Below are 22,486 nucleotides of genomic sequence, written 5' to 3' on the forward strand. Positions count from 1 at the left end.
CTTGTCCGCTCAAGTCATCGCGATTGACGCAATGGGCGGGGACTTCGGTCCCCGCAGCATTGTTCAGGCCAGCCTTGCTTGCCTGTCTGCTACACCCTCGCTGCACCTGACCCTCGTCGGTCAACCCTCCCTGCTTGAAGAATTGATCGCTGGCCATTCGGCTGTGGATCGCGCGCGCCTGTCGATTGCCCCGGCGAGCGAAGTCATTACCATGGACGAAAAGCCCACCCAGGCCTTGCGTGGCAAACCTGACTCGTCGATGCGTGTAGCCCTGGAATTGTTGCGCGACGGCAAAGTCCAGGCCTGTGTCAGTGCCGGTAATACCGGGGCGTTGATGGCGTTGTCGCGGTTCGTGCTCAAGACCTTGCCGGGTATTGATCGTCCGGCCATGGTGGCGGCGATTCCGACACAGAAGGGTTACTGCCAATTGCTCGACCTGGGTGCCAACGTCGATTGCAGTGCCGAGCATCTGCTGCAGTTTGCGGTCATGGGCTCGGTTGCTGCGCAAACTCTGGGCATAGCGCGTCCACGGGTGGCGTTGCTGAATATTGGCACCGAAGACATCAAGGGCAACCAGCAGGTCAAGCTGGCCGCCACTTTGTTACAGGCCGCTCGCGGCATCAATTACATCGGTTTCGTCGAAGGTGATGGTTTGTACCGCGGCGAAGCGGATGTGGTGGTGTGTGACGGTTTTGTCGGCAACATCCTGCTCAAATCCAGCGAAGGCCTGGCAACCATGATTGCCGGGCGCATCGAGGCGTTGTTCAGGAAGAGCGTAGCCTCTCGCATGGTCGGCGCGCTGGCGCTGCCCTTGATGAAACGTCTGCAGGCCGATCTGGCACCTGCCCGGCATAACGGCGCGAGCTTTCTCGGATTGCAGGGGATCGTGGTGAAGAGCCACGGTTCTGCCGGAGTGCAGGGTTTTCAGAGTGCCATTCAGCGTGCACTGATCGAGATTCAGGAAAACCTGCCCGAGCGCATTCACGGTCGTCTGGAGGATTTATTGCTTTAGGCGTTTTCGTCGGACAATGCTTAAATGTGACCGGTTGGTTCGATGGGCCATCCAACTGTCAGTTTCTTGCGCCCCCAAAGCGGGACGCCAATTTCCGACGACAAGATCATTAGGGGCTTGTTACATGTCTGCTTCCCTCGCATTCGTCTTTCCGGGACAGGGTTCGCAGTCCCTCGGCATGCTGGCCGAGCTGGGCGCGCAACATCCGGTTGTTCTCGAAACATTCAAAGAAGCCTCCGATGCACTGGGTTACGACCTGTGGGCACTGACCCAGCAAGGGCCGGAAGAGCAACTCAATCAAACCGATAAAACCCAGCCGGCCATTCTGACTGCCTCGATCGCCCTGTGGCGTCTGTGGCTGGCGGAAGGTGGTGCGCGCCCGGCATACGTTGCCGGGCACAGTCTGGGTGAATACAGCGCGCTGGTCGCGGCAGGCAGTCTGAGCCTGGGCGATGCAGTGAAGCTCGTCGAACGTCGTGGCCAGCTGATGCAGGAAGCCGTGCCGGCCGGGCAAGGCGGTATGGCTGCCATCCTGGGCCTGGACGATGCCGACGTACTGGCAGCCTGTGCCGAAGCGGCGCAAGGCGAAGTGGTCAGCGCGGTGAATTTCAACTCGCCGGGCCAGGTGGTCATCGCCGGTGCCAAGGCTGCCGTCGAGCGCGCCATCGAAGGCTGCAAGGCACGTGGTGCCAAGCGCGCCATGCCGTTGCCGGTTAGCGTGCCGTCCCATTGCGAGCTGATGCGCCCGGCTGCCGAGCGTTTCGCCGAATCGATCGCCGCTATCGACTGGCAGGCACCGCAGATTCCTGTGGTGCAGAACGTCAGTGCCCAGGTGCCGGCCGATCTGGAAACCCTCAAGCGTGATCTGCTCGAACAGCTGTACAAGCCAGTACGCTGGGTCGAATCCGTACAGGCGCTGGCCGCCAAGGGCGCGACCAATCTGGTCGAGTGCGGCCCGGGCAAAGTACTGGCCGGTCTGAACAAACGCTGCGCCGAAGGCGTGTCGACATCCAACCTCAATACCCCAGACGCTTTCGCTGCCGCCCGTGCAGCGCTGGCCTGAATCAGGAGAAGCTTGCATGAGTCTGCAAGGTAAAGTTGCACTGGTCACCGGTGCCAGCCGTGGCATCGGCCAGGCTATCGCCCTGGAACTGGGTCGTCAGGGCGCCATCGTTGTGGGTACCGCGACCTCCGCGTCGGGTGCCGAGCGCATTGCCGCGACCCTGAAGGAAAACGGTATTCAAGGTACTGGCCTGGAACTCAATGTCACCAGCGACGAGTCCGTGGCGGCTGTTCTGGCGAGCATTCAGGAGCAGTTCGGTGCGCCGGCGATCCTGGTCAACAATGCCGGCATCACCCGCGATAACCTGATGATGCGCATGAAAGACGACGAGTGGCATGACGTTGTCGATACCAACCTGAACAGTCTGTTCCGCCTGTCCAAGGGCGTTTTGCGCGGTATGACCAAAGCTCGTTGGGGCCGAATTATCAGTATTGGTTCGGTTGTGGGTGCCATGGGCAACGCAGGCCAAGTAAACTACGCTGCCGCCAAGGCCGGCCTGGAAGGTTTCAGCCGTGCTCTGGCGCGTGAAGTCGGTTCGCGTTCGATTACGGTAAACTCGGTGGCCCCTGGGTTCATCGATACCGATATGACCCGTGAACTGCCCGAGGCGCAGCGTGAAGCCTTGCAGACGCAGATTCCGCTGGGTCGTCTGGGGCAGGCTCAAGAGATCGCGTCCGTGGTCGCTTTTCTTGCGTCGGACGGTGCGGCTTACGTTACCGGAGCTACAATCCCGGTGAACGGCGGGATGTACATGTAATTCAAATGTGACGGATTGCTTCAAAAAAATGTCATACGAGCTGTCTAAAATCCGTTATAAAGCTGCAATCTATTTTATCGGCATAGGGTCACCGGGTTTGAGGAGTGAAGCTTTCAGTTGAAAAGCTGAAAAGTCTTTCTATACACTTACCCACTGGCCAGCTGCCTGAATTTGTCCATTAGGAGTGAAAACAAGGTATGAGCACCATCGAAGAGCGCGTCAAGAAAATCGTTGCTGAGCAACTGGGCGTTAAAGAAGAAGAAGTGGTCAACACTGCTTCCTTCGTAGAAGACCTGGGTGCCGACTCCCTTGACACCGTTGAGCTGGTGATGGCTCTGGAAGAGGAATTCGAGACCGAAATCCCTGACGAAGAAGCCGAGAAGATCACTACCGTACAAGCTGCAATCGACTACGTTACTAGCCACCAGGCGTAATAGTTCGTAATCGTTGCTCGCTGTCGTGGAAAAACCGCACTGCCATCACGGCGTGCGGTTTTTTCTTTAGGCCTGATGCAAAGTCGTCATTTGAAAAAGGAGAGTGCTGTGTCGCGTAGACGCGTCGTAGTCACCGGTATGGGTATGTTGTCGCCACTGGGCACGGATGTGCCAAGCAGCTGGCAGGGCATTCTGGCTGGCCGCAGTGGCATTGGTCTGATCGAACACGCCGACCTTTCTGCCTATTCCACCCGTTTTGGCGGCTCGGTAAAGGGCTTCAATGTCGAGGAATACCTGTCGGTCAAGGAAGCCCGCAAGCTCGACCTGTTCATTCAGTACGGTCTGGCCGCAGGTTTTCAGGCGGTACGCAATTCCGGTCTGGAAGTCACCGACGCCAACCGTGAGCGTATCGGTGTGGCCATGGGCTCGGGTATTGGCGGTCTGACCAATATCGAAGAAACCGCCCGCACCCTGCACGAGACCGGCCCACGACGGATCTCTCCGTTCTTCGTGCCAGGCTCGATCATCAATATGATTTCCGGTTTCCTGTCGATCCATCTGGGGGCACAGGGACCTAACTACGCCATCGCCACGGCCTGTACCACCGGTACCCACTGCATTGGCATGGCCGCCCGCAACATCATGTACGACGAAGCCGACGTGATGATTGCCGGTGGCGCCGAGATGGCGGCCTGCGGTCTGGGCATGGGCGGCTTCGGTGCCTCCCGCGCGCTGTCGACCCGCAACGACGAGCCGACCCGCGCCAGCCGTCCATGGGACAAGGGCCGTGATGGCTTCGTGCTGTCCAACGGTGCCGGTGCGCTGGTTCTGGAGGAGCTGGAACACGCCAAGGCCCGTGGTGCGACCATCTATGCCGAGCTGATCGGCTTCGGCACCAGTGGCGATGCCTACCACATGACCTCGCCGCCAGCCGATGGCGCCGGTGCTGCTCGTTGCGTCACCAATGCGCTGCGCGATGCCAAAATCAATGGCGATCAAGTGCAGTACATCAACGCCCACGGCACTTCGACTCCCGCAGGCGACCTGGCCGAAGTCAATGCGATCAAGTCGGTGTTCGGCGATCACGCCTACAAGCTGGCCGTCAGTTCCACCAAGTCCATGACCGGCCACCTGTTGGGTGCGGCGGGCGCGGTCGAGGCGATCTTCAGCGTTCTGGCGATCAACGGCCAGGTAGCGCCGCCGACCATCAACCTCGATGAGCCGGACGAAGGCTGCGACCTCGATTTCGTGCCGCACACGGCGCGTAATATGGATATCGATGTGGTCATTTCCAACTCCTTCGGTTTTGGCGGCACCAACGGCTCGCTGGTGTTCCGCCGGTTCGCAGGCTGATGGACAGCTGGGTCGACGGTCAGCCGGCTGACGCTTTGTCGCTGAAGGATCGCGGCCTGGCTTATGGCGATGGTCTGTTCGAGACCATTGCCGTGCGCAACGGGCAGCCCGTATTGCTGGACCGGCATCTGTCGCGTCTGGCGGACGGCTGTTCGCGTCTGGCGCTTGCCGCCGATCAGGTGTTGATCCGCAGCGAACTGCTGGCCTACGCCGCGGCACTGGGTGATGGAGTGCTCAAGCTCATCCTCACTCGTGGCGATGGTCTGCGCGGCTACGCCCCGGATCCTTCGGCTCAGGCTCGACGCATTCTGCAAGGCAATCCACCCGCGGCTTACCCTGCCGTGCATGGCGAGCAGGGTGTTCGTCTGTTTCCTTGCACCACGCGATTGTCCAGGCAGCCATTACTGGCCGGCCTCAAGCACCTGAACCGTCTTGAACAAGTCCTCGCCCGTGCCGAATGGCAGGACACCGAGCATGCCGAAGGCTTGATGCTCGATCAGGCCGGGCGCGTGATTGAAGGCGTGTTCAGCAATTTGTTCCTGGTGCGTGATGGCGCACTCATTACCGCTGACCTCAAGCGCTGCGGCGTGGCCGGCGTGATGCGTGGCGAAATATTGTTTCAGGCCAGGTCACTGGGAATCCCTACGCAAATCACCGACATTCCCCTCGAACAACTGCAATGGGCTGATGAAGTATTTATTTGCAACAGCGTGTATGGCGTTTGGCCAGTGCGCGCCTGTGCTGCTCTTCACTGGCCGGTTGGGTCGCTCACCCGTAAACTCCAAACCATTGCCTGTGCGCTACTGGATGCTTGAAACGTGAGACGTAAATTCTTGCTGCTGCTGGAAACCGGACTGGTTCTGGCGGGGCTGCTGTTGGGTGCTTCAGCCTGGAAAATTCATTCGGCGCTGGTACAGCCGCTGAACATTGCCCAGGAACAATTGCTGGATGTGCCCAAGGGCACCACGCCGACCCGCACCTTCTACCGACTCGAAGCCAATGGCGTCATCAAGGACGCATTCTGGCTGCGGGTATATTGGCGCTTCAACCTCGCCAAGCAACCCCTGCACAGCGGTGAATACCGCATGAAGCCGGGCATGACCGTCGAAGGCCTGATCGACCTGTGGAAACGCGGGGAAATGGTTCAGTACAGCCTGACCCTGGTCGAAGGCTGGAATTTCCGTCAGGTCCGCGCAGCGCTGGCCAAAGAAGAGAAGCTCGACCATAGCCTCGACGGTTTGAGCGACAGCCAGGTCATGGACAAGCTCGGCCACAGCGGGATTTTCCCGGAAGGGCGCTTCTTCCCTGACACTTATCGCTACGTGCGCGGCATGACCGATATCGAACTGCTGAAAACCGCTTACGAGCGCCTCGACGAAGTGCTCGCCAAGGAGTGGGAACAGCGTTCTTCCGATGTGCCGTACACCGAACCCTACCAGGCGCTGATCATGGCCTCGCTGGTGGAGAAGGAAACCGGGGTACCGCAGGAGCGCGGGCAAATTGCCGGCGTATTCGTACGACGCATGGCGATGGGCATGCTGCTGCAGACCGATCCGACGGTGATCTACGGCCTTGGCGACCGCTACAACGGCAAGCTGACCCGGGCTCACCTCAAGGAATCGACGCCCTATAACACCTACATGAATGCGGGCCTGCCGCCGACGCCGATTTCCATGGTCGGTCGCGAAGCCATCCATGCGGCACTCAATCCGGTGGAGGGCAACAGCCTATACTTCGTGGCGCGTGGTGATGGCACTCACGTGTTCTCCGACGATCTGGACGCTCACAACAATGCTGTGAAGGAGTTCCAGCTCAAGCGTCGCGCCGATTATCGCTCCAGCCCGGCGCCTGCCTCCACGCCCGAGACGCCGCCAACCGAGGCTGAGCAAACCGGTACGCAGGAGGCCAAGTCTTCGCAAAAGTTGGCTCCGATCCCGGCCGCTTCACCGAACACGGCTCCCGAGGCGCTGCCTCAGGTGCCGGCGCAAGACCCTGCACCAGCCCCTGAAATGCCGGAACTCGATGCCAACGCACCGGAAAGCCCGCAATGACTCTGACTAAGGACTGCCTGTGACTGGCTTGTTTATTACTCTGGAAGGCCCGGAAGGCGCCGGCAAGAGCACCAACCGCGAATACCTGGCCGAGCGCCTGCGCGCCGCCGGCATCGAGGTGGTGCTGACCCGCGAGCCGGGTGGCACGCCGCTGGCCGAGCGCATCCGTGAAGTGCTGCTGGCCCCGGTCGACGAAGTCATGAACCCGGATACCGAGTTGCTGCTGGTGTTCGCGGCGCGTGCCCAGCACCTGGCAGAAGTGATTCGCCCGGCGCTGGCCCGTGGTGCCGTGGTCTTGTGTGATCGTTTTACCGATTCGACATACGCCTACCAGGGCGGCGGCCGTGGCTTGTCGCTGGAGCGCATCGCAGCCCTGGAAACCTTCGTCCAGGGCGATCTGCGCCCGCACCTGACGCTGATTTTCGATCTGCCTGTCGAGGTGGGTCTGGCCCGCGCCAGTGCTCGCGGTCGTCTGGATCGCTTCGAACGCGAAGGCCGGACCTTTTTCGATGCCGTACGCAAAGCCTTCCTCAAGCGGGCCGAGGCGGATCCGGCGCGTTATGTGCTGGTCGATGCTGCCCAACCGTTGGCACAGGTTCAGCAATCGCTGGATGCCTTGCTGCCGCGCCTGCTGGAGTTGAGCCGTGGCTGAGGCCTATCCGTGGCAGGAAACCCTCTGGCAGCACCTGGCCGGTCGCGCCCAGCATGCGCATGCCTACCTGCTGCATGGCCCGGCCGGGATCGGCAAGCGGGCACTGGCCGAGCGCCTGATGGCCAGCTTGCTGTGCCAGCGCCCGAACGCGCTGCAAGCCTGCGGTGAATGCAAATCCTGTCTGCTGCTCAAGGCTGGCAGCCACCCGGATAACTACATCCTGGAACCGGAAGAAGCCGACAAGGCGATCAAGGTCGATCAGGTTCGCGATCTGGTCGGTTTCGTGGTGCAGACTGCGCAGTTGGGCGGGCGCAAGGTGGTGTTGATCGAGCCGGCCGAGTCGATGAACATCAATGCCGCCAACGCCTTGCTCAAAAGCCTTGAAGAACCGTCCGGCGATACGGTTTTGTTGCTGGTCAGCCATCAGCCCAGCCGATTGTTGCCAACCATCAAGAGTCGCTGCGTGCAGCAGGCCTGTCCGCTGCCGGGCGAGGCCATGAGCTTGAAGTGGCTGGCTCAGGCGTTGCCGGAGTGTTCCGAAGAAGAGCGCATCGAACTGCTGACACTGGCCGCCGGTTCGCCGCTGGCAGCGGTCAATCTCCAGGCCCAGGGCGTACGAGAACAGCGCGCGCAAGTGGTGGAAGGGGTGAAAAAACTCCTCAAGCAACAGCAGTCGCCGACGCAACTGGCCGAAGAGTGGAAAAACATTCCGATGTTGCGCCTGTTCGATTGGTTCTGCGATTGGTCGAGCCTGATCCTGCGCTATCAGTTGACCCAGGACGAAGCTGGCCTGGGTCTTGCCGACATGCGCAAGGTCGTGCAATACCTGGCGCAGAAAAGCGCCCAGGGCAAAGTCCTCGATATTCAGGACTGGATCCTCGCCCAGCGACAGAAAGTCCTGAGCAAGGCCAACCTCAATCCGGCCTTGCTGCTGGAGGCATTGCTGGTGCAATGGGCGTCGTTGCCTGGCCAAAGATGACTGTCCGCGCCTAGACTCCGAGTATCAGAACATCCGACCGTCCCACTCATTCGATGTAAGTTGCAGCCCTTTTATGCTCGTAGATTCCCATTGTCACCTTGATCGCCTCGACCTGGCCGCCCACGACGGCTCCCTGGATGCCGCCCTTGATGCGGCCCGACAGCGCGGGGTAGGGCACTTTCTGTGTATCGGTGTCAGCGCGGACAACGCGGCCGACGTCAAAGCCCTGGCCGAACGTTATGACGACGTCGACTGCTCGGTGGGTGTGCACCCTCTGGATGTGCAGCCGGGTGCCGCGCCGGCGCTGGACTGGCTGTTGCAGGAGCTCAATCACCCGCGGGTGGTCGCCATCGGTGAAACCGGCCTGGATTACCACTACGAGCCGGAAGCGGCGCAGTTGCAGCAGGAATCCTTTCGCCTGCACCTGCAAGCGGCGCAGCAGACCGGCAAACCGGTGATCATCCACACCCGCGGCGCCCGCACCGATACCCTGGACTTGTTGCGTGAAGCGGCGCTGCCCCAGGCAGGTGTATTGCATTGCTTTACCGAAGACTGGGAAATGGCGAAGGCTGCACTGGACATGGGCTATTACATTTCCCTGTCCGGGATTGTCACTTTCCGCAATGCCGACGCGTTGCGCGATGTGGCCAGCAAGGTGCCGGCCGACCGATTGCTGGTGGAAACCGACTCGCCGTACCTGGCGCCGATACCCTATCGCGGCAAGCCAAACCTGCCGCAGTACGTGCGTGAAGTTGCGGAATTTCTGGCAATGTTGCGTGGTGAGCCCTACGAGCGTTTTGCCGAGCAGACCACTGAGAACTTCAAGCGGTTGTTTCCGTTGGCGCATGTGAAATCAGTTTAGGGTTCGAAGCCGCTTTCGCGAGCAGGCTCGCTCCCACAAGGTTAAATCGCAGGCAAAAAAAACCCGGGTTCTGGGGGGTGAATCCGGGTTAAGACCATTAGGAGTAAAACAATGGCACGCGGTCCGTTGGTACCAATATCGGCGTGACACTTGGGGGAGATGCCCCGCCGACAGTTCAAGTATTGATCAGGATCGCGCCTCGTCCAGTTTGGCGGCCCGGGTTTTTAAACAAATTTGGAATACGTGCGCTTCGGAAGAGTTCTCATCACCCTGTAAACGTGCGCAGAATGACCAGAAAGCGCAGATATGGTCGGATGATCCGTGCATTTTGGCGCAAGTTAGGCATAATACGCGGCTTCGAATTTTGACCCCGACAGACCTTTTCTTATGCATAAAGAACCTCGTAAGGTCCGTGAATTTCGTCGCCGCGAGCAGGAAATTCTCGATACCGCGCTCAAGCTGTTCCTCGAACAAGGTGAAGACAGTGTCACCGTCGAGATGATCGCTGATGCCGTCGGTATCGGCAAAGGCACGATCTACAAACACTTCAAGTCCAAGGCGGAAATCTATCTGCGCCTGATGCTCGACTACGAGCGCGATTTGAACACACTGCTGCATTCGGCCGATGTCGACAAGGACAAGGAAGCCCTGTCCCGGGCGTACTTCGAATTCCGCATGCGCGATCCGCAACGCTATCGCCTGTTCGACCGCCTCGAAGAGAAAGTGGTCAAGGGCAACCAGGTGCCGGAGATGATCGAGGAACTGCACAAGATCCGTGCCTCGAATTTCGAACGCCTGACCCTGCTGATCAAAGGCCGGATCAGTGAAGGCAAGCTGGAAGATGTACCGCCTTACTTCCATTACTGCGCGGCCTGGGCGTTGGTGCACGGTGCTGTCGCGCTGTATCACTCGCCGTTCTGGAGCAATGTGCTGGAAGATCAGGAAGGTTTCTTCCAGTTCCTGATGGACATCGGCGTGCGCATGGGTAACAAGCGCAAGCGCGACACCGACACTCCCGGCAGCTGAGCCATTCAGTTGCCTTATTGCGCCATGATTTCGCTACTTGGCGCAGTGCCGCAGGAATATACTCAGGTAGAGGACTTGCTAAAACTTGATTTCTGAGTCAAGTTTTAGCGGCCCGATATTCTTCCGCCGGAGTGACCATGATCGTTGACCGTCAAGGCAGGCGTTTTCGCAACTTGCGAATCAGTCTGACTTCAGCCTGCAATTACGCCTGTACCTACTGTGTGCCCAATGGCAAGCGTCTGGTGGCTGCGCAGGATGAGTTGTCGGCCGAAGCCATGGCACGTGGTGTGGCTTATCTGATTGAAGCGGCGGGGATCGAGCGTCTGCGCATTACCGGCGGCGAGCCGCTGGTCAGCCCGAAACTCGAAGCGTTCATGACGGCGGTCGGGCAGATGGGCCTGGAAGACATCAGCCTGACCACCAATGGCCAGTTGCTGGCGAAGAAACTGCCGCTGCTGGTGAACGCCGGCATTCGGCGCCTCAACGTTTCCCTCGATACCCTCGACGCCAGTGCGTTCCGTGCCATTGCCCGGGGCGGCGACCTGGCCACCGTGCTCAACGGCATGAGCGAGGCCAGCGCGGCCGGCATGAAGATCAAGGTCAACATGGTGCCGCTGCGCGGGCAGAACCTCGATCAAGTGATGCCGCTGCTCGACTACTGTCTGGAGCGTGGTTATGAACTGCGCTTCATCGAGCTGATGCGCATGGGGCACCTGGCCAGCGATTCCAATGCCTTTCTGCAACAGTTCGTCAGCCTCCAGCAACTGTTGAGCCTGATCGGCGAGCGCTATGAATACCGGCAGGCCGACGCGCCGGTCGATGCAACGGCCGTTCGCTATGAAATCCCCGGCCAGGGTTATTTCGGTGTGATCGCCAACGAGAGCGTGCCTTTCTGCCGGACCTGTTCACGCTTGCGTTTATCTTCCACCGGGTGGCTGCATGGCTGCCTGTCGTCGAGCAATCGCCATTACATCGGCGACCTGCTGGACAAGCCGCGCCATCAAGCACTGCCGGCCTTGCAACGCCTTCTGGTGAAGGCCTTGGGCGACAAGCAGGAAGTGGCGTTCTCTGGTGGTGCGACTGTCATGAAGATTATCGGCGGCTGATCGTCCGTCATCGCGAGCAGGTATTGCATAAATCCTTGTGGGAGCGAGCTTGCTCGCGATGGCGATAGATCAGTCAACAATGTTCATGAGCTGGCGCAAAAGCTGCATCCTACGGCCATTCGCCGGTTTTCCGACACCGGCCTCTGGAGGATAGGATGCGTAGCCTGGTTTTGCTGCTGGCCGTTTTGGCACTTGGTGGCTGCATGAACGTCAGCGATATGGCCGAAGGGACTCGTTACCATATGAGCGATGCGGGGTTACTCGACCACAGTGACAGCCGTCGCGTAAACAACCTGCGCATTCAGCCGGACTCGTTCGTCTACATCGCCCAGGGCGCTTTCATGCCAGCGGGCAGCGCCGTCTACCCGCGGCCCAATGTAATTGCCGAGGTCGCGTTCGATGGCTTCGTCGAATACTTCCCGATGGTCCGCCGTGCCCGTACGCCGGAAGGCCTCGACCAGGCCATGGGCGAAGCCCGTGCCGCCGGTGCGCACTATCTGCTCTACACCCGTTTTGCCAAGTCTGACGACCGTATCGGCAACTCGGACGAGTGGCTGGACCAGGAAGCCCTGGATCGTCTCGGCATCGATAGCGGTATGATTCAGATCATGTTGATCGAGACCAGCACCCAGTATTTGATTGATACTGCGACCATCAAGAGTCGTGGCGGTTTACTGACGTTCCACGATAAAAAACCCGAAGACCTGATGGGCCCGCCGCTGGAACAATACGCGCGCAGCCTGCTGGGGCTCAGCGACCAGTAATGCCAAGGAGAACACTATGAGTGGCCCGCAAAAAGCCAACGACCTGCTGGGGCAAATCCCCAAGACCAAAGGCTTGCCGCCGGTGCACCTGTGGAATCCCGATTTCTGCGGCGACATCGACATGCGCATCGCCCGCGACGGCACCTGGTATTACCTGGGCACGCCGATCGGGCGCAAGCCGATGGTCAAGCTGTTCTCCACCATCATTCGCCGCGACGGCGATGATTATTTCCTGATCACGCCGGTCGAAAAGGTCGGCATCAAGGTCGACGATGCGCCGTTCGTGGCGATTGCGGTGGACGTGGAAGGCGAGGGCGAGGCGCAGGTGTTGCGCTTTACCACCAACGTCGATGAAACCACCGAGGCCGGTGCCGAGCACCCGATGCGAGTGGTCATCGACCCGGTAACGCAGGAACCGGCCCCTTATGTGCATGTGCGCAGCAATCTTGAAGCCTTGATCCATCGCAACGTGTTCTATCAATTGGTGGAGCTGGCAGTGAGCCGCGAGATCGACGGCCAGCGCTGGCTCGGTGTATGGAGTGGCGGCGAGTTCTTCCCCATCGGCCTCGAACCCTGAAAAGATCGCAGCCTGCGACAGCTCCTACAGGAGTCCACATTCCCCTGTAGGAGCTGCCGCAGGCTGCGATCTTTTTTATTTGACATCCAATCATATGATGATTAGCGTGAGCTTCCATCAAGTACGGCTTTGAGGTGTCCATGTCCAGCAGCTTTCATGCTTCGACCGTTGATTGGCTGGGATGCTGGCTCGCCACGGGGCAGGTCAAGCCCGGTGAGTCACTCAAGGTCGAAGCCGACCTGGGCGAACAACTCGGCGTGAGCCGCACGGTCATCCGCGAAGCGATCAAAACCCTGGTTGCCAAAGGCATGCTCGAAGTCGGTCCGAAAGTCGGCACGCGGGTGTTGCCGGTTCGGCGCTGGAACCTCTTCGATCCACAAGTCGTCGGCTGGTTGTCGCGCAGCGGCTTGCCGGAAAACTTCGTCGACGATCTGCTCGACCTGCGCCGCACCATCGAACCGATGGCCGTGCGCTGGGCCTGCGAGCGCGCAACCGGCGAACAGGTGAACGCGATCCTGTTGGCCTGCAACGCGCTGGAACGGGCGGTGGACAGCGGCATCGATTACAACCGTGCCGACCAGTTCTTCCACGAATGCATCCTCGCTGCCAGCCACAATCAATTCATCGAGCAAATGGTTCCCGCCCTCGGCGCGTTGCTGGCGGTGGCCTTTGAAGTGTCCGCCGCCGACCCGGATGAACTGCGCCGCACCCTGCCGATTCACCGGGACCTGGCCGAGGCTATCGCGGCCCGTGATACCGCCCGGGGTGTCTGGGCCTGCATGACCCTGATCGATAACGCCGACCTTGCGATCAAGCGTTACTACCCGCAAGTCATGGCCGATAAAAAAGCCAGCTGACAACGAAGGGCTACTGTAGGAGCGAGCTTGCTCGCGAAGGTGTATCAGCTACCACGAGGTCGACTGGCCCACCTTCGCTAGCAAGCTAGCTCCTACACCCCCGAAACAAGAACAAAGCAGGAGGTTTCATGACGTTGACGGCGGTGACCGAACATCGGGCGAAACTGGGCGAAGGCCCGTTCTGGGATGCGCCGACCCAAGCGCTGTATTGGGTGGATATCGCGGGCAAACAGGCACTGCGGTTGATCGGCGCCAATGTGCAGATCTGGCAGATGCCGGAACATGTGTCAGCCTTCATCCCCTGTGAAAGCGGCGATGCGCTGGTGGCATTGAGCAGCGGGGTTTATCGGCTCGATCTCGACTCTCCTGGCCTGGAACCACGCCTGACGTTGTTCTGCGTGGCCGATCCGCAACCGGGCAACCGCCCCAACGAAGCCCGCTGCGACGCCCAGGGCCGGCTCTGGCTCGGCACCATGCAAAACAATATCGGAGAACACGGCGAAGACCTGCCCATCGTCCATCGTTCCGGTGGACTTTTCCGCATCGATCGCGCCGGGCGGGTTGCGCCATTGCTGCGCAATCTGGGCATTCCCAACACGCTGCTGTGGAGCGATGACGCCACCAGCGTGTATTTCGGCGACAGCCTCGACGGCACCTTGTATCGACATTTCATCCGTACCGACGGTGCCCTCGATGCGCCGCAGGTCTGGTTTGGTCCGCACGGACGTGGCGGCCCGGACGGTTCGGCGATGGATGCCGAAGGTTTTATCTGGAATGCCCGTTGGGACGGCAGTTGCCTGCTCAGGTTGAGCCCGGACGGCAACGTCGATCGGACTATCGAGCTGCCGGTCAGTCGTCCCACCAGCTGTGTGTTCGGCGGTGCAGACCTGACAACCCTGTACATCACCAGTGCGGCAAGTCCGCTGGGCCATCCGTTGGATGGGGCCGTGTTGTCGACTCCGGTGGATGTGCCTGGAAAGCATTGCACACGGTTTGCTGGATAAATCCCAAAATATGGGATGTGAATATATATATTGAGATTTGTCGCGGGCCGGGTTTATAGTCGGCCTCACCAGTTACATGCACTCACACTTAAAAAAACAAAACAGGTGAAGTGATGCAGCGAAGTTTCCCCGTGCTCCCTTGCGCAGGCAGTGCCTCAAACCGTTTCCAGGCTGAAACGTTTTCGCACTCACCTGTTTCTTCCTCAATGCCTTTTGACCGGACATCGACAGATGCCCGGTTTTCGTCGTGTTTTCGAACAGGAGTCTTGATCCATGGCTGAACCATTGTCATTGCCCCCGGTACCCGAACCGCCCAAGGGCGAACGCCTGAAAAACAAGGTCGTGTTGCTGACCGGTGCCGCCCAGGGCATTGGCGAAGCAATCGTGGCAACGTTCGCGTCCCAGCAGGCCAGGCTGATCATCAGTGACGTTCAGGCCGAGAAAGTCGAGAAGGTCGCGGCGCACTGGCGGGACCAGGGCGCCGATGTGGTGGCGATCAAGGCCGACGTGTCGCGTCAACAGGATTTACACGCCATGGCCCGGCTGGCGATCGACCTGCATGGCCGGATCGACGTGCTGGTCAACTGCGCGGGGGTCAACGTGTTCCGTGACCCGCTGGAAATGACCGAGGAAGACTGGCATCGCTGCTTTGCCATCGACCTCGACGGCGCCTGGTACGGTTGCAAGGCGGTGCTGCCGCAGATGATCGAACAGGGCATCGGCAGCATCATCAACATCGCCTCCACCCATTCCTCCCACATCATTCCGGGCTGCTTCCCGTACCCGGTGGCCAAGCATGGCCTGCTCGGCCTGACCCGCGCGCTGGGCATCGAATATGCGGCCAAGGGCATCCGCGTCAATGCCATTGCGCCGGGCTATATCGAAACCCAGATCAACATCGATTACTGGAACGGTTTCGCCGACCCCCACGCCGAACGCCAGCGCGCGTTTGACCTGCACCCGCCGCGTCGCATCGGCCAGCCGATCGAAGTGGCAATGACCGCCGTGTTCCTGGCCAGCGATGAAGCGCCGTTCATCAATGCCTCGTGCATCACTATCGATGGTGGGCGCTCGGTGATGTACCACGATTGAGTGATCGGGTTTTCAGGCGTACTACTACGTCTGAAATCCAATCATCATACGATATGACTATTGGTAGTACGGTTTTACCGCCCATTGGTTAACAAAGAACGCTTTCAAAGAACACTCAAGAACAATAACAAGGAGTCAGCTTATGAATCGTCGTCATGCTATCCGTTCCCTGTGCTGTGCCGCGCTGGCGGTCTCGGCGGTCAGCCTGAGCAGCACTCTGCTGGCGGCCGAGCAAGTGAAAATCGGTTTCCTGGTCAAGCAAGCGGAGGAGCCCTGGTTCCAGACCGAATGGGCCTTTGCCGAAAAAGCCGGGAAAGAGAAGGGCTTCACCCTGATCAAGATCGCCGTGCCGGACGGTGAGAAAACCCTTTCTGCCATCGACAGTCTCGCGGCCAACGGTGCCAAAGGCTTCGTGATCTGCCCGCCTGACGTGTCCCTGGGACCTGCGATCATGGCCAAGGCCAAACTCAACGGGCTGAAAGTGATTGCCGTCGATGACCGTTTCGTCGATGCCAGCGGCAAGTTCATGGAGGATGTGCCGTACCTCGGCATGGCCGCGTTCGAAGTCGGCCAGAAGCAGGGCAGCGCCATGGCCAGCGAGGCGAAGAAGCGCGGCTGGGACTGGAAAGACACCTATGCGGTGATCAACACCTACAACGAACTCGACACCGGCAAGAAGCGCACCGACGGCTCGGTCAAGGCACTCGAAGATGCCGGCATGCCGAAAGACCACATCCTGTTTGCGGCCCTCAAGACCCTCGACGTACCAGGCAGCATGGACGCCACCAACTCCGCCCTGGTGAAACTGCCGGGTGCAGCGAAGAACCTGATCATTGGTGGCATGAACGACAACACCGTCCTGGGCGGCGTGCGCGCCACCGAGAGTGCGGGTTTCGCTGCGGCCAACGTGATCGGCATCGGCATCAACGGTACCGACGCCATCGGCGAGCTGAAAAAACCCGACAGCGGCTTCTACGGCTCGATGCTGCCAAGCCCCCATATCGAGGGCTATAACACCGCGAGCATGATGTACGAGTGGGTCACCACCGGCACTGAACCGGCGAAATTCACCGCCATGGACGACGTGACGCTGATCACCCGCGACAACTTCAAGCAGGAACTGGAAAAGATCGGCCTGTGGAACTGACAGCCGTTTGATTTCAGCGGCGGCCTCGGCGACGGGGCTGCCTGACCGGTTTGAAGAGGTGGGTTATGCGCGCGCAAACAAATACACAACAACACAGCGGCAGCTTGCGCTTCAACGGGATCGGCAAGACCTTTCCCGGGGTGAAAGCGCTGGACAACATCAGCTTCGTCGCCCATCCGGGGCAGGTTCATGCCTTGATGGGCGAGAACGGTGCCGGCAAGTCGACGCTGCTGAAAATCCTCGGCGGGGCCTATACGCCCAGCAGCGGTGCCTTGCAGATCGGCGAGCGGGCGATGGACTTCAAGTCCACCGCCGACAGCATCGGCAGTGGTGTCGCGGTGATCCACCAGGAGCTGCACCTGGTGCCGGAAATGACCGTGGCGGAGAACCTGTTTCTCGGGCATCTGCCGGCCAGTTTCGGCCTGATCAACCGCGGTGCCCTGCGCCAGCAGGCACTGGCCTGTCTCAAAGGCCTGGCCGATGAAATCGACCCGCAAGAGAAAGTCGGGCGCCTGTCCCTCGGCCAGCGGCAACTGGTGGAAATCGCCAAGGCGTTGTCCCGTGGCGCCCATGTGATTGCCTTCGACGAACCCACCAGCAGCCTTTCCGCGCGGGAGATCGAGCGCTTGATGGCGATCATCGGCCGGCTGCGGGACGAGGGCAAAGTGGTGCTCTACGTGTCCCACCGCATGGAAGAAGTGTTCCGTATCTGCAACGCGGTGACGGTGTTCAAGGACGGGCGGTACGTGCGTACGTTCGACGACATGAGCCAGCTGACCCACGATCAACTGGTCACCTGCATGGTCGGTCGTGATATTCAGGACATCTACGATTACCGTCCCCGTCAGCGCGGCGCCGTGGCGCTCAAGGTCGAAGGTTTGCTTGGGCCGGGGTTGCGTGAGCCGGTGAGTTTCGAGGTGCACAAGGGCGAAATCCTCGGGCTGTTCGGGCTGGTCGGTGCCGGTCGCACCGAGCTGTTGCGCCTGCTCAGCGGCCTGGCGCGCCACAGCGCCGGACACCTGAAGCTTCGTGGCCATGAACTGAAGCTGCGTTCACCCCGGGACGCGATTGCCGCCGGCATCCTGTTGTGCCCCGAGGACCGCAAGAAGGAAGGCATCCTGCCGCTGGCCAGCGTCGCCGAGAACATCAACATCAGCGCACGCGGCGCCCATGCCACCTTCGGCTGCCTGTTGCGTGGCCTGTGGGAGAAGGACAACGCCGACCAGCAGATCAAGGCGCTCAAGGTGAAAACGCCCCACGCCGGGCAGCAGATCAAGTTTCTTTCCGGCGGTAATCAGCAAAAGGCCATTCTCGGCCGCTGGCTGTCGATGCCGATGAAAGTGCTGCTGCTTGACGAACCCACCCGCGGCATCGACATCGGTGCCAAGGCCGAGATCTACCAGATCATCCATAACCTGGCCGCCGAGGGGATCGCGGTGATTGTGGTGTCCAGCGACTTGATGGAAGTCATGGGCATTTCCGACCGCATCCTGGTGTTGTGCGAAGGCGCCCTGCGTGGCGAGCTGAGCCGCGAACAGGCCAACGAATCCAACCTGCTGCAACTGGCTTTGCCGCGCCAACGCGCCGACGGCGTGGCGAACTGAGAGGTGACTATGATGACAACCCAAAACAACACCCTGCCGACCACGCGCAAACCCCTGGATATGCGGCGTTTTCTCGATGACTGGGTAATGCTGCTGGCGGCGGTCGGCATCTTTGTCGCCTGCACCTTGCTGATCGACAACTTCCTGTCACCGCTGAATATGCGCGGCCTGGGCCTGGCGATTTCCACCACCGGGATCGCGGCGTGCACCATGTTGTATTGCCTGGCGTCCGGGCATTTCGACTTGTCGGTGGGCTCGGTGATTGCCTGCGCCGGAGTAGTCGCGGCGGTGGTGATGCGCGACACCGACAGCGTGTTTCTCGGAGTCTGTGCGGCGCTGGTGATGGGCCTGATCGTCGGGCTGATCAACGGCATCGTGATTGCCAAGCTGCGAGTCAACGCGCTGATCACCACGCTGGCGACCATGCAGATCGTGCGTGGCCTGGCCTACATCTTCGCCAACGGCAAAGCGGTGGGGGTGTCCCAGGAATCGTTCTTCGTCTTCGGCAACGGCCAGCTGTTCGGTGTACCGGTACCGATCCTGATCACCATCGTCTGTTTCCTGTTCTTCGGCTGGCTGCTGAACTACACCACCTACGGGCGCAACACCATGGCCATCGGCGGCAATCAGGAAGCGGCATTGCTGGCCGGTGTGAATGTCGACCGGACCAAGATCATCATCTTTGCCGTGCATGGCGTGATCGGTGCGTTGGCCGGGGTAATCCTGGCGTCGCGCATGACCTCCGGCCAACCGATGATCGGCCAGGGTTTCGAGCTGACGGTGATCTCGGCCTGTGTGTTGGGCGGGGTTTCGCTGAGTGGCGGGATCGGCATGATCCGGCACGTGATAGCCGGGGTACTGATTCTGGCGATCATCGAGAATGCGATGAACCTGAAGAACATCGATACGTTTTATCAGTATGTGATTCGGGGTTCGATTCTGCTGTTGGCCGTCGTGATTGACCGCCTGAAACAGCGCTGACCACCGAAGTATTAAGGTACAGATGATCTCCCACAGTTGACCGGATTGTTCAGACGAACGCGGTCCCCTGTGGGAGCGGGCTTGCTCCGGGCGGCGATCCGACGAAGAGGCCATCAGCTTCAACACAAAACAGTTGGCCTTAACCCGCCTTGCGCAACGCCTCGATCAGCTCTTTTTTGCGCATCGAGGACCGCCCGGGAATACCCTTGGCCCGGGCTTCCTTCCTCAAGCTATCGACCGTCTGGGCCTCTCTGGATACAGCGCTATCGCGTGAGTGCCCCTTACGAGTGGCCACCGCTCGACGCGCCGACTCCTTGCGATCTGCCGACTTTGCCCTGGCCGGTTTCTTGCGCCCCGACCCACCGGCCCGTTCGCCGCCGCCGGACTGTTTGTTCACTGTCGCCCAGGCGCGGGCTTCGGCTTCGTCCTTTGAAAGGCCTTTGCTTTCGTAACTGTCTTCGATGTGTTGCGCCTTGCGTTTTTGCTCGGCCGTGTATTTGGTTTTGCTTCCACGAGGCATGGGATTTCTCCTGGCTTGATTACTGGCTCATGTTGCTTTCCTCGTCCTCGGTGGTGCTTGAACCGAGGCCGCCACTGCCGGGTGTTTTTTTGTCCGGCAGGTTCTTCCCGCCCTGACGGCCCATGTCTTTGCCCTGGGTTCGCGGGTCGGTGCCGGTGGCAGGCGGGAGGTTGTGGTCGATCGTCGTCCCATCGGTGTTCATGCCAGGAGCACTCTGGATCGCCGGTGCCCTGGGCTTTTCCACCGGGTTGGTCGGGCCGGTGCTCGAGCCGATGGTCCCGGCGAACGCGGCAGAAGACAGCAGGGCGGCGAGGGCGAGGGCGGTCAACCTGGACAGGATCATGGTGTTGTCTCCAACGGGTAGAGTCCTTACCTGATTAGTCCGCCCTCGATCCGGATGGGTGCATTGTCAGCGACGAACGGCTCAGGCCTGTTCCAATGCCCTGACCGCTGTGGCTCTACGCCAGATCAAACGGCCCAAGGTGATCAGCCAGTTGAGCGAGGCAACCGCCAACACCGTGAGCAACAGCGTGGGCATGCCTTGTTCGACGATGATTTTCCCGGCCAGCAATGGAAAGCCGAACACGCCGATGAAGTACGACAGGCTGAACAACAACAAGGATTGCGCGGTGCTGCCGTTCGGCGCTTCATTGGCGGCCAGGCCGTTGATCACCGAGTAGGTCAGGCCGTAACCGATCCCGAGCATCACCGCCGCGAGCAGGTAGCTGAAGCTGCTGTCGACGACAAAACCGAACATCACGATCGACGTCAGCATCAACCCCGAAAGCAGGCACGATGCACGCAATGGATCGCGCTTGACCACGAAGCCGGCAACCAGCATGCGGCCGCTGATCGCCGCGCTCATGAAACCGAGGAAGAACAACGAGTAGTCGAGCGAGTGCGCCGCCGCATAACTGGTTTGAAAGCTCGACAGACCACCGAAAACGCAGCCGCCGAGACCGACCATGATGATCGGGAAAACGGCCCTGGACGACAGCACCTGAGCCGCTGCACGCCAGGAAATCCGCGACACGCTGGTCGATCGCATGGGAGCCTGTTTCAATTGCCGGTCCAGTTGCCAGAACAGCAGTACACCGATCAGGCTGGCCAGCGCCGCCAGGTAAAACGCGGCGGTCACCGGATAACCGAGCGCACTCGCCGCGCGGCCGAGCAACGGGCCGCTGCCGATCCCGGTCATCATGCTGCCCGACAGCAGGGCGAAGTATTTCGCACGCTGTGCGGGTGTCACCAGGCTTGCGACGATGATCGGACCGAGGGTGTAGAACACGCCCCAGCCCAGGCCCAGCAACAGCCCGAAAAACAACAGCAGGTGACCGAAGCCCGGGGTCAGGGCGAAGCCCAGGCTGGCCGCTACCAGCAACACACCGAACAGCGCCACCGATCGGGCGGCACCGAGCAAGTCGGACAAATGACCGGAAACAATCACCGCCGCAAAGGTGCTGAGCATCGCCGCCGAAATCACACTGCCGGCGTCGTGTTCGTTGCCACCGCGAGAACCAATCAACAACGACAGCAAAAACGTCGAACCGTAGGACAGCGACAACAGGTAACTGGCGAGGCAAAACAGGCCGAACAACTTGCTTGAGACAGGAGGTGTTGCGGTAGGCATGACGTGGTTCCTTGGCCGGATAAATGAGCAGCGCGGCTATCTAATCACGCAGTGCCCGAATGTTAGGTCCGAGGTTATCGATGCCAGGGTTAGTGTTGGCCGGAGTAACGCATTTGCACTGTTGTGGCGATCCCGCTTTTGTGGCGAGGGGGTTTACCCTCGTTGGGTTGCGCAGCAACCCCAATAAAAACACTGGAGTCTTTCTGGTGTAACGCAATCGCTGAGGAAGGGCCTGCTTCGCAGGCCAACGGGGGCAAGCCCCCTCGCCACAGGCAAGCCCCCTCGCCACAAGTACCGCGCCGACTTAGTATGGCGTTTTCCACTTTTGACAAGGCACGTCCATGACGATCGAAATCCGCCCGGCGACCCCCAGTGACGCACCGCAAATCCTCGCGTTCATCACTGAACTGGCCGACTACGAACGTGCCCGCCATGAGGTCATCGCCAGTGTTGCCGACATCGAGCGCAGCCTGTTCAGCGAAGGCGCCACCGCCCATGGCCTGATCTGCCTGCGCGACGGTGCACCCATCGGTTTCGCGGTGTTCTTCTTCAGCTATTCCACCTGGCTTGGCAGCAATTGCCTGTACCTCGAAGACCTCTACATCACCCCGCAACAGCGCGGCGGAGGCGCGGGCAAGACCCTGCTGCGGCATCTGGCGAAAATCGCCTGCGCCAACGACTGCGGCCGTTTCGAGTGGAGCGTGCTGGAGTGGAATACCCCGGCCATCGAATTCTACAAATCCCTGGGGGCGCAGCCGCAGGAGGAGTGGGTTCGCTATCGGATGGATGGAGCGGTGTTGCGGGATTTCGCAGCGGGTAACTGAAACCTCTTAAAAGATCGCAGCCTTCGGCAGCTCCTACGGATCGATGTACACCGCCAAACCGCGGCGGACGATCCCGTGTGGGAGCTGCCGAAGGCTGCGATCTTTTTTTGTCATGTCTCATAATATGGGATCGATATTTATATATTGAGATTTATCCCGGCGCAGGTTTATAGTCCCGCTCACTCACTGCC

At 60.2% G+C, this 22,486-nt stretch carries 24 protein-coding genes; 21 read left to right on the plus strand and 3 right to left on the minus strand.

Translation table 11 applies throughout. From position 1 onward, the window contains the following. The first annotated feature begins 1 nt into the window (after position 1). The 20 genes from plsX to araH all read left to right on the plus strand — a co-directional run bounded on the left by plsX (position 2) and on the right by araH (position 19,321). Positions 2-1,012 (plus strand): phosphate acyltransferase PlsX, encoded by a 1,011-nt coding sequence (gene plsX / locus KW849_RS02940; protein WP_218427487.1) that lies wholly within the window; start codon positions 2-4, stop codon positions 1,010-1,012. Positions 1,013-1,136: 124 nt separating this feature from the next. Then, on the plus strand, positions 1,137-2,075 hold the full coding sequence (fabD, locus tag KW849_RS02945) for an ACP S-malonyltransferase (RefSeq protein ID WP_008050436.1): 939 nt from the start codon (positions 1,137-1,139) through the stop codon (positions 2,073-2,075). Between the two features lie 16 nt (positions 2,076-2,091). Further along, positions 2,092-2,832, plus strand: a complete 741-nt coding sequence (fabG, locus tag KW849_RS02950) for a 3-oxoacyl-ACP reductase FabG (protein WP_007997043.1) — start codon at positions 2,092-2,094, stop codon at positions 2,830-2,832. 197 nt (positions 2,833-3,029) lie between these two features. Beyond that, a complete protein-coding gene (gene acpP / locus KW849_RS02955) occupies positions 3,030-3,266 on the plus strand; it encodes an acyl carrier protein (RefSeq protein WP_003175607.1) in 237 nt (78 codons plus the stop codon). A 108-nt stretch (positions 3,267-3,374) separates the two neighbouring features. Beyond that, entirely contained in the window at positions 3,375-4,619 is a 1,245-nt protein-coding gene (fabF, locus tag KW849_RS02960) for a beta-ketoacyl-ACP synthase II (RefSeq protein WP_218427489.1), read from the plus strand. After that, positions 4,619-5,434 (plus strand): aminodeoxychorismate lyase, encoded by an 816-nt coding sequence (gene pabC, locus KW849_RS02965; RefSeq protein WP_218427491.1) that lies wholly within the window; start codon positions 4,619-4,621, stop codon positions 5,432-5,434. Before fabF ends, pabC begins: the two co-directional genes overlap by 1 nt. Before the next feature lie 3 nt (positions 5,435-5,437). Then, on the plus strand, positions 5,438-6,670 hold the full coding sequence (mltG, locus tag KW849_RS02970; protein WP_218427493.1) for an endolytic transglycosylase MltG: 1,233 nt from the start codon (positions 5,438-5,440) through the stop codon (positions 6,668-6,670). Positions 6,671-6,689: 19 nt separating this feature from the next. Beyond that, positions 6,690-7,322 (plus strand): dTMP kinase, encoded by a 633-nt coding sequence (gene tmk / locus KW849_RS02975; protein ID WP_218427495.1) that lies wholly within the window; start codon positions 6,690-6,692, stop codon positions 7,320-7,322. Next, positions 7,315-8,301, plus strand: a complete 987-nt coding sequence (locus tag KW849_RS02980) for a DNA polymerase III subunit delta' (RefSeq protein WP_218427497.1) — start codon at positions 7,315-7,317, stop codon at positions 8,299-8,301. Before tmk ends, KW849_RS02980 begins: the two co-directional genes overlap by 8 nt. Positions 8,302-8,374: 73 nt before the next feature. Then, positions 8,375-9,163 carry a TatD family hydrolase gene (locus KW849_RS02985; RefSeq protein ID WP_218427499.1) on the plus strand — a complete coding sequence of 263 codons (789 nt, stop codon included), beginning with the start codon at positions 8,375-8,377 and terminating at the stop codon, positions 9,161-9,163. Positions 9,164-9,550: 387 nt separating this feature from the next. Continuing rightward, positions 9,551-10,189, plus strand: coding sequence for a TetR/AcrR family transcriptional regulator (locus KW849_RS02990; RefSeq protein ID WP_108215361.1), 639 nt, complete (start codon positions 9,551-9,553; stop codon positions 10,187-10,189). A gap of 137 nt (positions 10,190-10,326) precedes the next feature. After that, positions 10,327-11,295, plus strand: a complete 969-nt coding sequence (locus KW849_RS02995) for a GTP 3',8-cyclase MoaA (protein WP_108215362.1) — start codon at positions 10,327-10,329, stop codon at positions 11,293-11,295. A 155-nt stretch (positions 11,296-11,450) separates the two neighbouring features. After that, on the plus strand, positions 11,451-12,059 hold the full coding sequence (locus tag KW849_RS03000) for a DUF4823 domain-containing protein (RefSeq protein ID WP_218427501.1): 609 nt from the start codon (positions 11,451-11,453) through the stop codon (positions 12,057-12,059). Between the two features lie 16 nt (positions 12,060-12,075). After that, a complete protein-coding gene (locus KW849_RS03005) occupies positions 12,076-12,636 on the plus strand; it encodes a DUF1285 domain-containing protein (RefSeq protein ID WP_110661219.1) in 561 nt (186 codons plus the stop codon). Between the two features lie 140 nt (positions 12,637-12,776). Then, entirely contained in the window at positions 12,777-13,493 is a 717-nt protein-coding gene (locus KW849_RS03010) for a FadR/GntR family transcriptional regulator (RefSeq protein WP_056727210.1), read from the plus strand. Positions 13,494-13,621: 128 nt separating this feature from the next. After that, positions 13,622-14,497: an SMP-30/gluconolactonase/LRE family protein gene (locus tag KW849_RS03015; RefSeq protein WP_218427503.1), complete on the plus strand. Its 876-nt coding sequence runs from the start codon at positions 13,622-13,624 to the stop codon at positions 14,495-14,497. Positions 14,498-14,770: 273 nt separating this feature from the next. After that, positions 14,771-15,589 carry an SDR family oxidoreductase gene (locus KW849_RS03020; RefSeq protein WP_218427505.1) on the plus strand — a complete coding sequence of 273 codons (819 nt, stop codon included), beginning with the start codon at positions 14,771-14,773 and terminating at the stop codon, positions 15,587-15,589. 142 nt (positions 15,590-15,731) lie between these two features. Further along, positions 15,732-16,736 carry a substrate-binding domain-containing protein gene (locus KW849_RS03025; protein ID WP_218427507.1) on the plus strand — a complete coding sequence of 335 codons (1,005 nt, stop codon included), beginning with the start codon at positions 15,732-15,734 and terminating at the stop codon, positions 16,734-16,736. 65 nt (positions 16,737-16,801) lie between these two features. Further along, positions 16,802-18,340, plus strand: a complete 1,539-nt coding sequence (gene araG, locus KW849_RS03030; RefSeq protein ID WP_218427509.1) for an L-arabinose ABC transporter ATP-binding protein AraG — start codon at positions 16,802-16,804, stop codon at positions 18,338-18,340. Positions 18,341-18,352: 12 nt separating this feature from the next. After that, positions 18,353-19,321, plus strand: a complete 969-nt coding sequence (gene araH / locus KW849_RS03035; RefSeq protein WP_218427512.1) for an L-arabinose ABC transporter permease AraH — start codon at positions 18,353-18,355, stop codon at positions 19,319-19,321. A gap of 139 nt (positions 19,322-19,460) precedes the next feature. Here the strand turns inward: araH and KW849_RS03040 are convergent, their stop codons facing one another. The 3 genes from KW849_RS03040 to KW849_RS03050 all read right to left on the minus strand — a co-directional run bounded on the left by KW849_RS03040 (position 19,461) and on the right by KW849_RS03050 (position 21,471). Continuing rightward, positions 19,461-19,841, minus strand: coding sequence for a Rho termination factor N-terminal domain-containing protein (locus KW849_RS03040; protein ID WP_218427514.1), 381 nt, complete (start codon positions 19,839-19,841; stop codon positions 19,461-19,463). Between the two features lie 19 nt (positions 19,842-19,860). Further along, positions 19,861-20,184: a hypothetical protein gene (locus KW849_RS03045; protein ID WP_218427516.1), complete on the minus strand. Its 324-nt coding sequence runs from the start codon at positions 20,182-20,184 to the stop codon at positions 19,861-19,863. 81 nt (positions 20,185-20,265) lie between these two features. Continuing rightward, entirely contained in the window at positions 20,266-21,471 is a 1,206-nt protein-coding gene (locus KW849_RS03050; RefSeq protein ID WP_218427519.1) for an MFS transporter, read from the minus strand. A gap of 341 nt (positions 21,472-21,812) precedes the next feature. Between KW849_RS03050 and KW849_RS03055 the strand changes: the two genes are divergently transcribed. Next, entirely contained in the window at positions 21,813-22,295 is a 483-nt protein-coding gene (locus KW849_RS03055) for a GNAT family N-acetyltransferase (RefSeq protein WP_057400335.1), read from the plus strand. Positions 22,296-22,486 lie beyond the last annotated feature (191 nt).

The organism is Pseudomonas sp. PDM26, from assembly GCF_019219185.1.
Lineage (GTDB): Bacteria > Pseudomonadota > Gammaproteobacteria > Pseudomonadales > Pseudomonadaceae > Aquipseudomonas.

Bases quoted from the DNA above. Each gene is read 5' to 3' on its own strand.
- fabD (WP_008050436.1), top strand. From the start codon at position 1,137: ATGTCTGCTTCCCTCGCATTCGTCTTTCCGGGACAGGGTTCGCAGTCC.
- fabG (WP_007997043.1), top strand. From the start codon at position 2,092: ATGAGTCTGCAAGGTAAAGTTGCACTGGTCACCGGTGCCAGCCGTGGC.
- acpP (WP_003175607.1), top strand. From the start codon at position 3,030: ATGAGCACCATCGAAGAGCGCGTCAAGAAAATCGTTGCTGAGCAACTG.
- pabC (WP_218427491.1), top strand. From the start codon at position 4,619: ATGGACAGCTGGGTCGACGGTCAGCCGGCTGACGCTTTGTCGCTGAAG.
- KW849_RS02985 (WP_218427499.1), top strand. From the start codon at position 8,375: ATGCTCGTAGATTCCCATTGTCACCTTGATCGCCTCGACCTGGCCGCC.
- KW849_RS02990 (WP_108215361.1), top strand. From the start codon at position 9,551: ATGCATAAAGAACCTCGTAAGGTCCGTGAATTTCGTCGCCGCGAGCAG.
- KW849_RS02995 (WP_108215362.1), top strand. From the start codon at position 10,327: ATGATCGTTGACCGTCAAGGCAGGCGTTTTCGCAACTTGCGAATCAGT.
- KW849_RS03000 (WP_218427501.1), top strand. From the start codon at position 11,451: ATGCGTAGCCTGGTTTTGCTGCTGGCCGTTTTGGCACTTGGTGGCTGC.
- KW849_RS03005 (WP_110661219.1), top strand. From the start codon at position 12,076: ATGAGTGGCCCGCAAAAAGCCAACGACCTGCTGGGGCAAATCCCCAAG.
- KW849_RS03010 (WP_056727210.1), top strand. From the start codon at position 12,777: ATGTCCAGCAGCTTTCATGCTTCGACCGTTGATTGGCTGGGATGCTGG.
- KW849_RS03015 (WP_218427503.1), top strand. From the start codon at position 13,622: ATGACGTTGACGGCGGTGACCGAACATCGGGCGAAACTGGGCGAAGGC.
- KW849_RS03020 (WP_218427505.1), top strand. From the start codon at position 14,771: ATGGCTGAACCATTGTCATTGCCCCCGGTACCCGAACCGCCCAAGGGC.
- KW849_RS03025 (WP_218427507.1), top strand. From the start codon at position 15,732: ATGAATCGTCGTCATGCTATCCGTTCCCTGTGCTGTGCCGCGCTGGCG.
- araG (WP_218427509.1), top strand. From the start codon at position 16,802: ATGCGCGCGCAAACAAATACACAACAACACAGCGGCAGCTTGCGCTTC.
- araH (WP_218427512.1), top strand. From the start codon at position 18,353: ATGACAACCCAAAACAACACCCTGCCGACCACGCGCAAACCCCTGGAT.
- KW849_RS03040 (WP_218427514.1), bottom strand. From the start codon at position 19,841: ATGCCTCGTGGAAGCAAAACCAAATACACGGCCGAGCAAAAACGCAAG.
- KW849_RS03045 (WP_218427516.1), bottom strand. From the start codon at position 20,184: ATGATCCTGTCCAGGTTGACCGCCCTCGCCCTCGCCGCCCTGCTGTCT.
- KW849_RS03050 (WP_218427519.1), bottom strand. From the start codon at position 21,471: ATGCCTACCGCAACACCTCCTGTCTCAAGCAAGTTGTTCGGCCTGTTT.
- KW849_RS03055 (WP_057400335.1), top strand. From the start codon at position 21,813: ATGACGATCGAAATCCGCCCGGCGACCCCCAGTGACGCACCGCAAATC.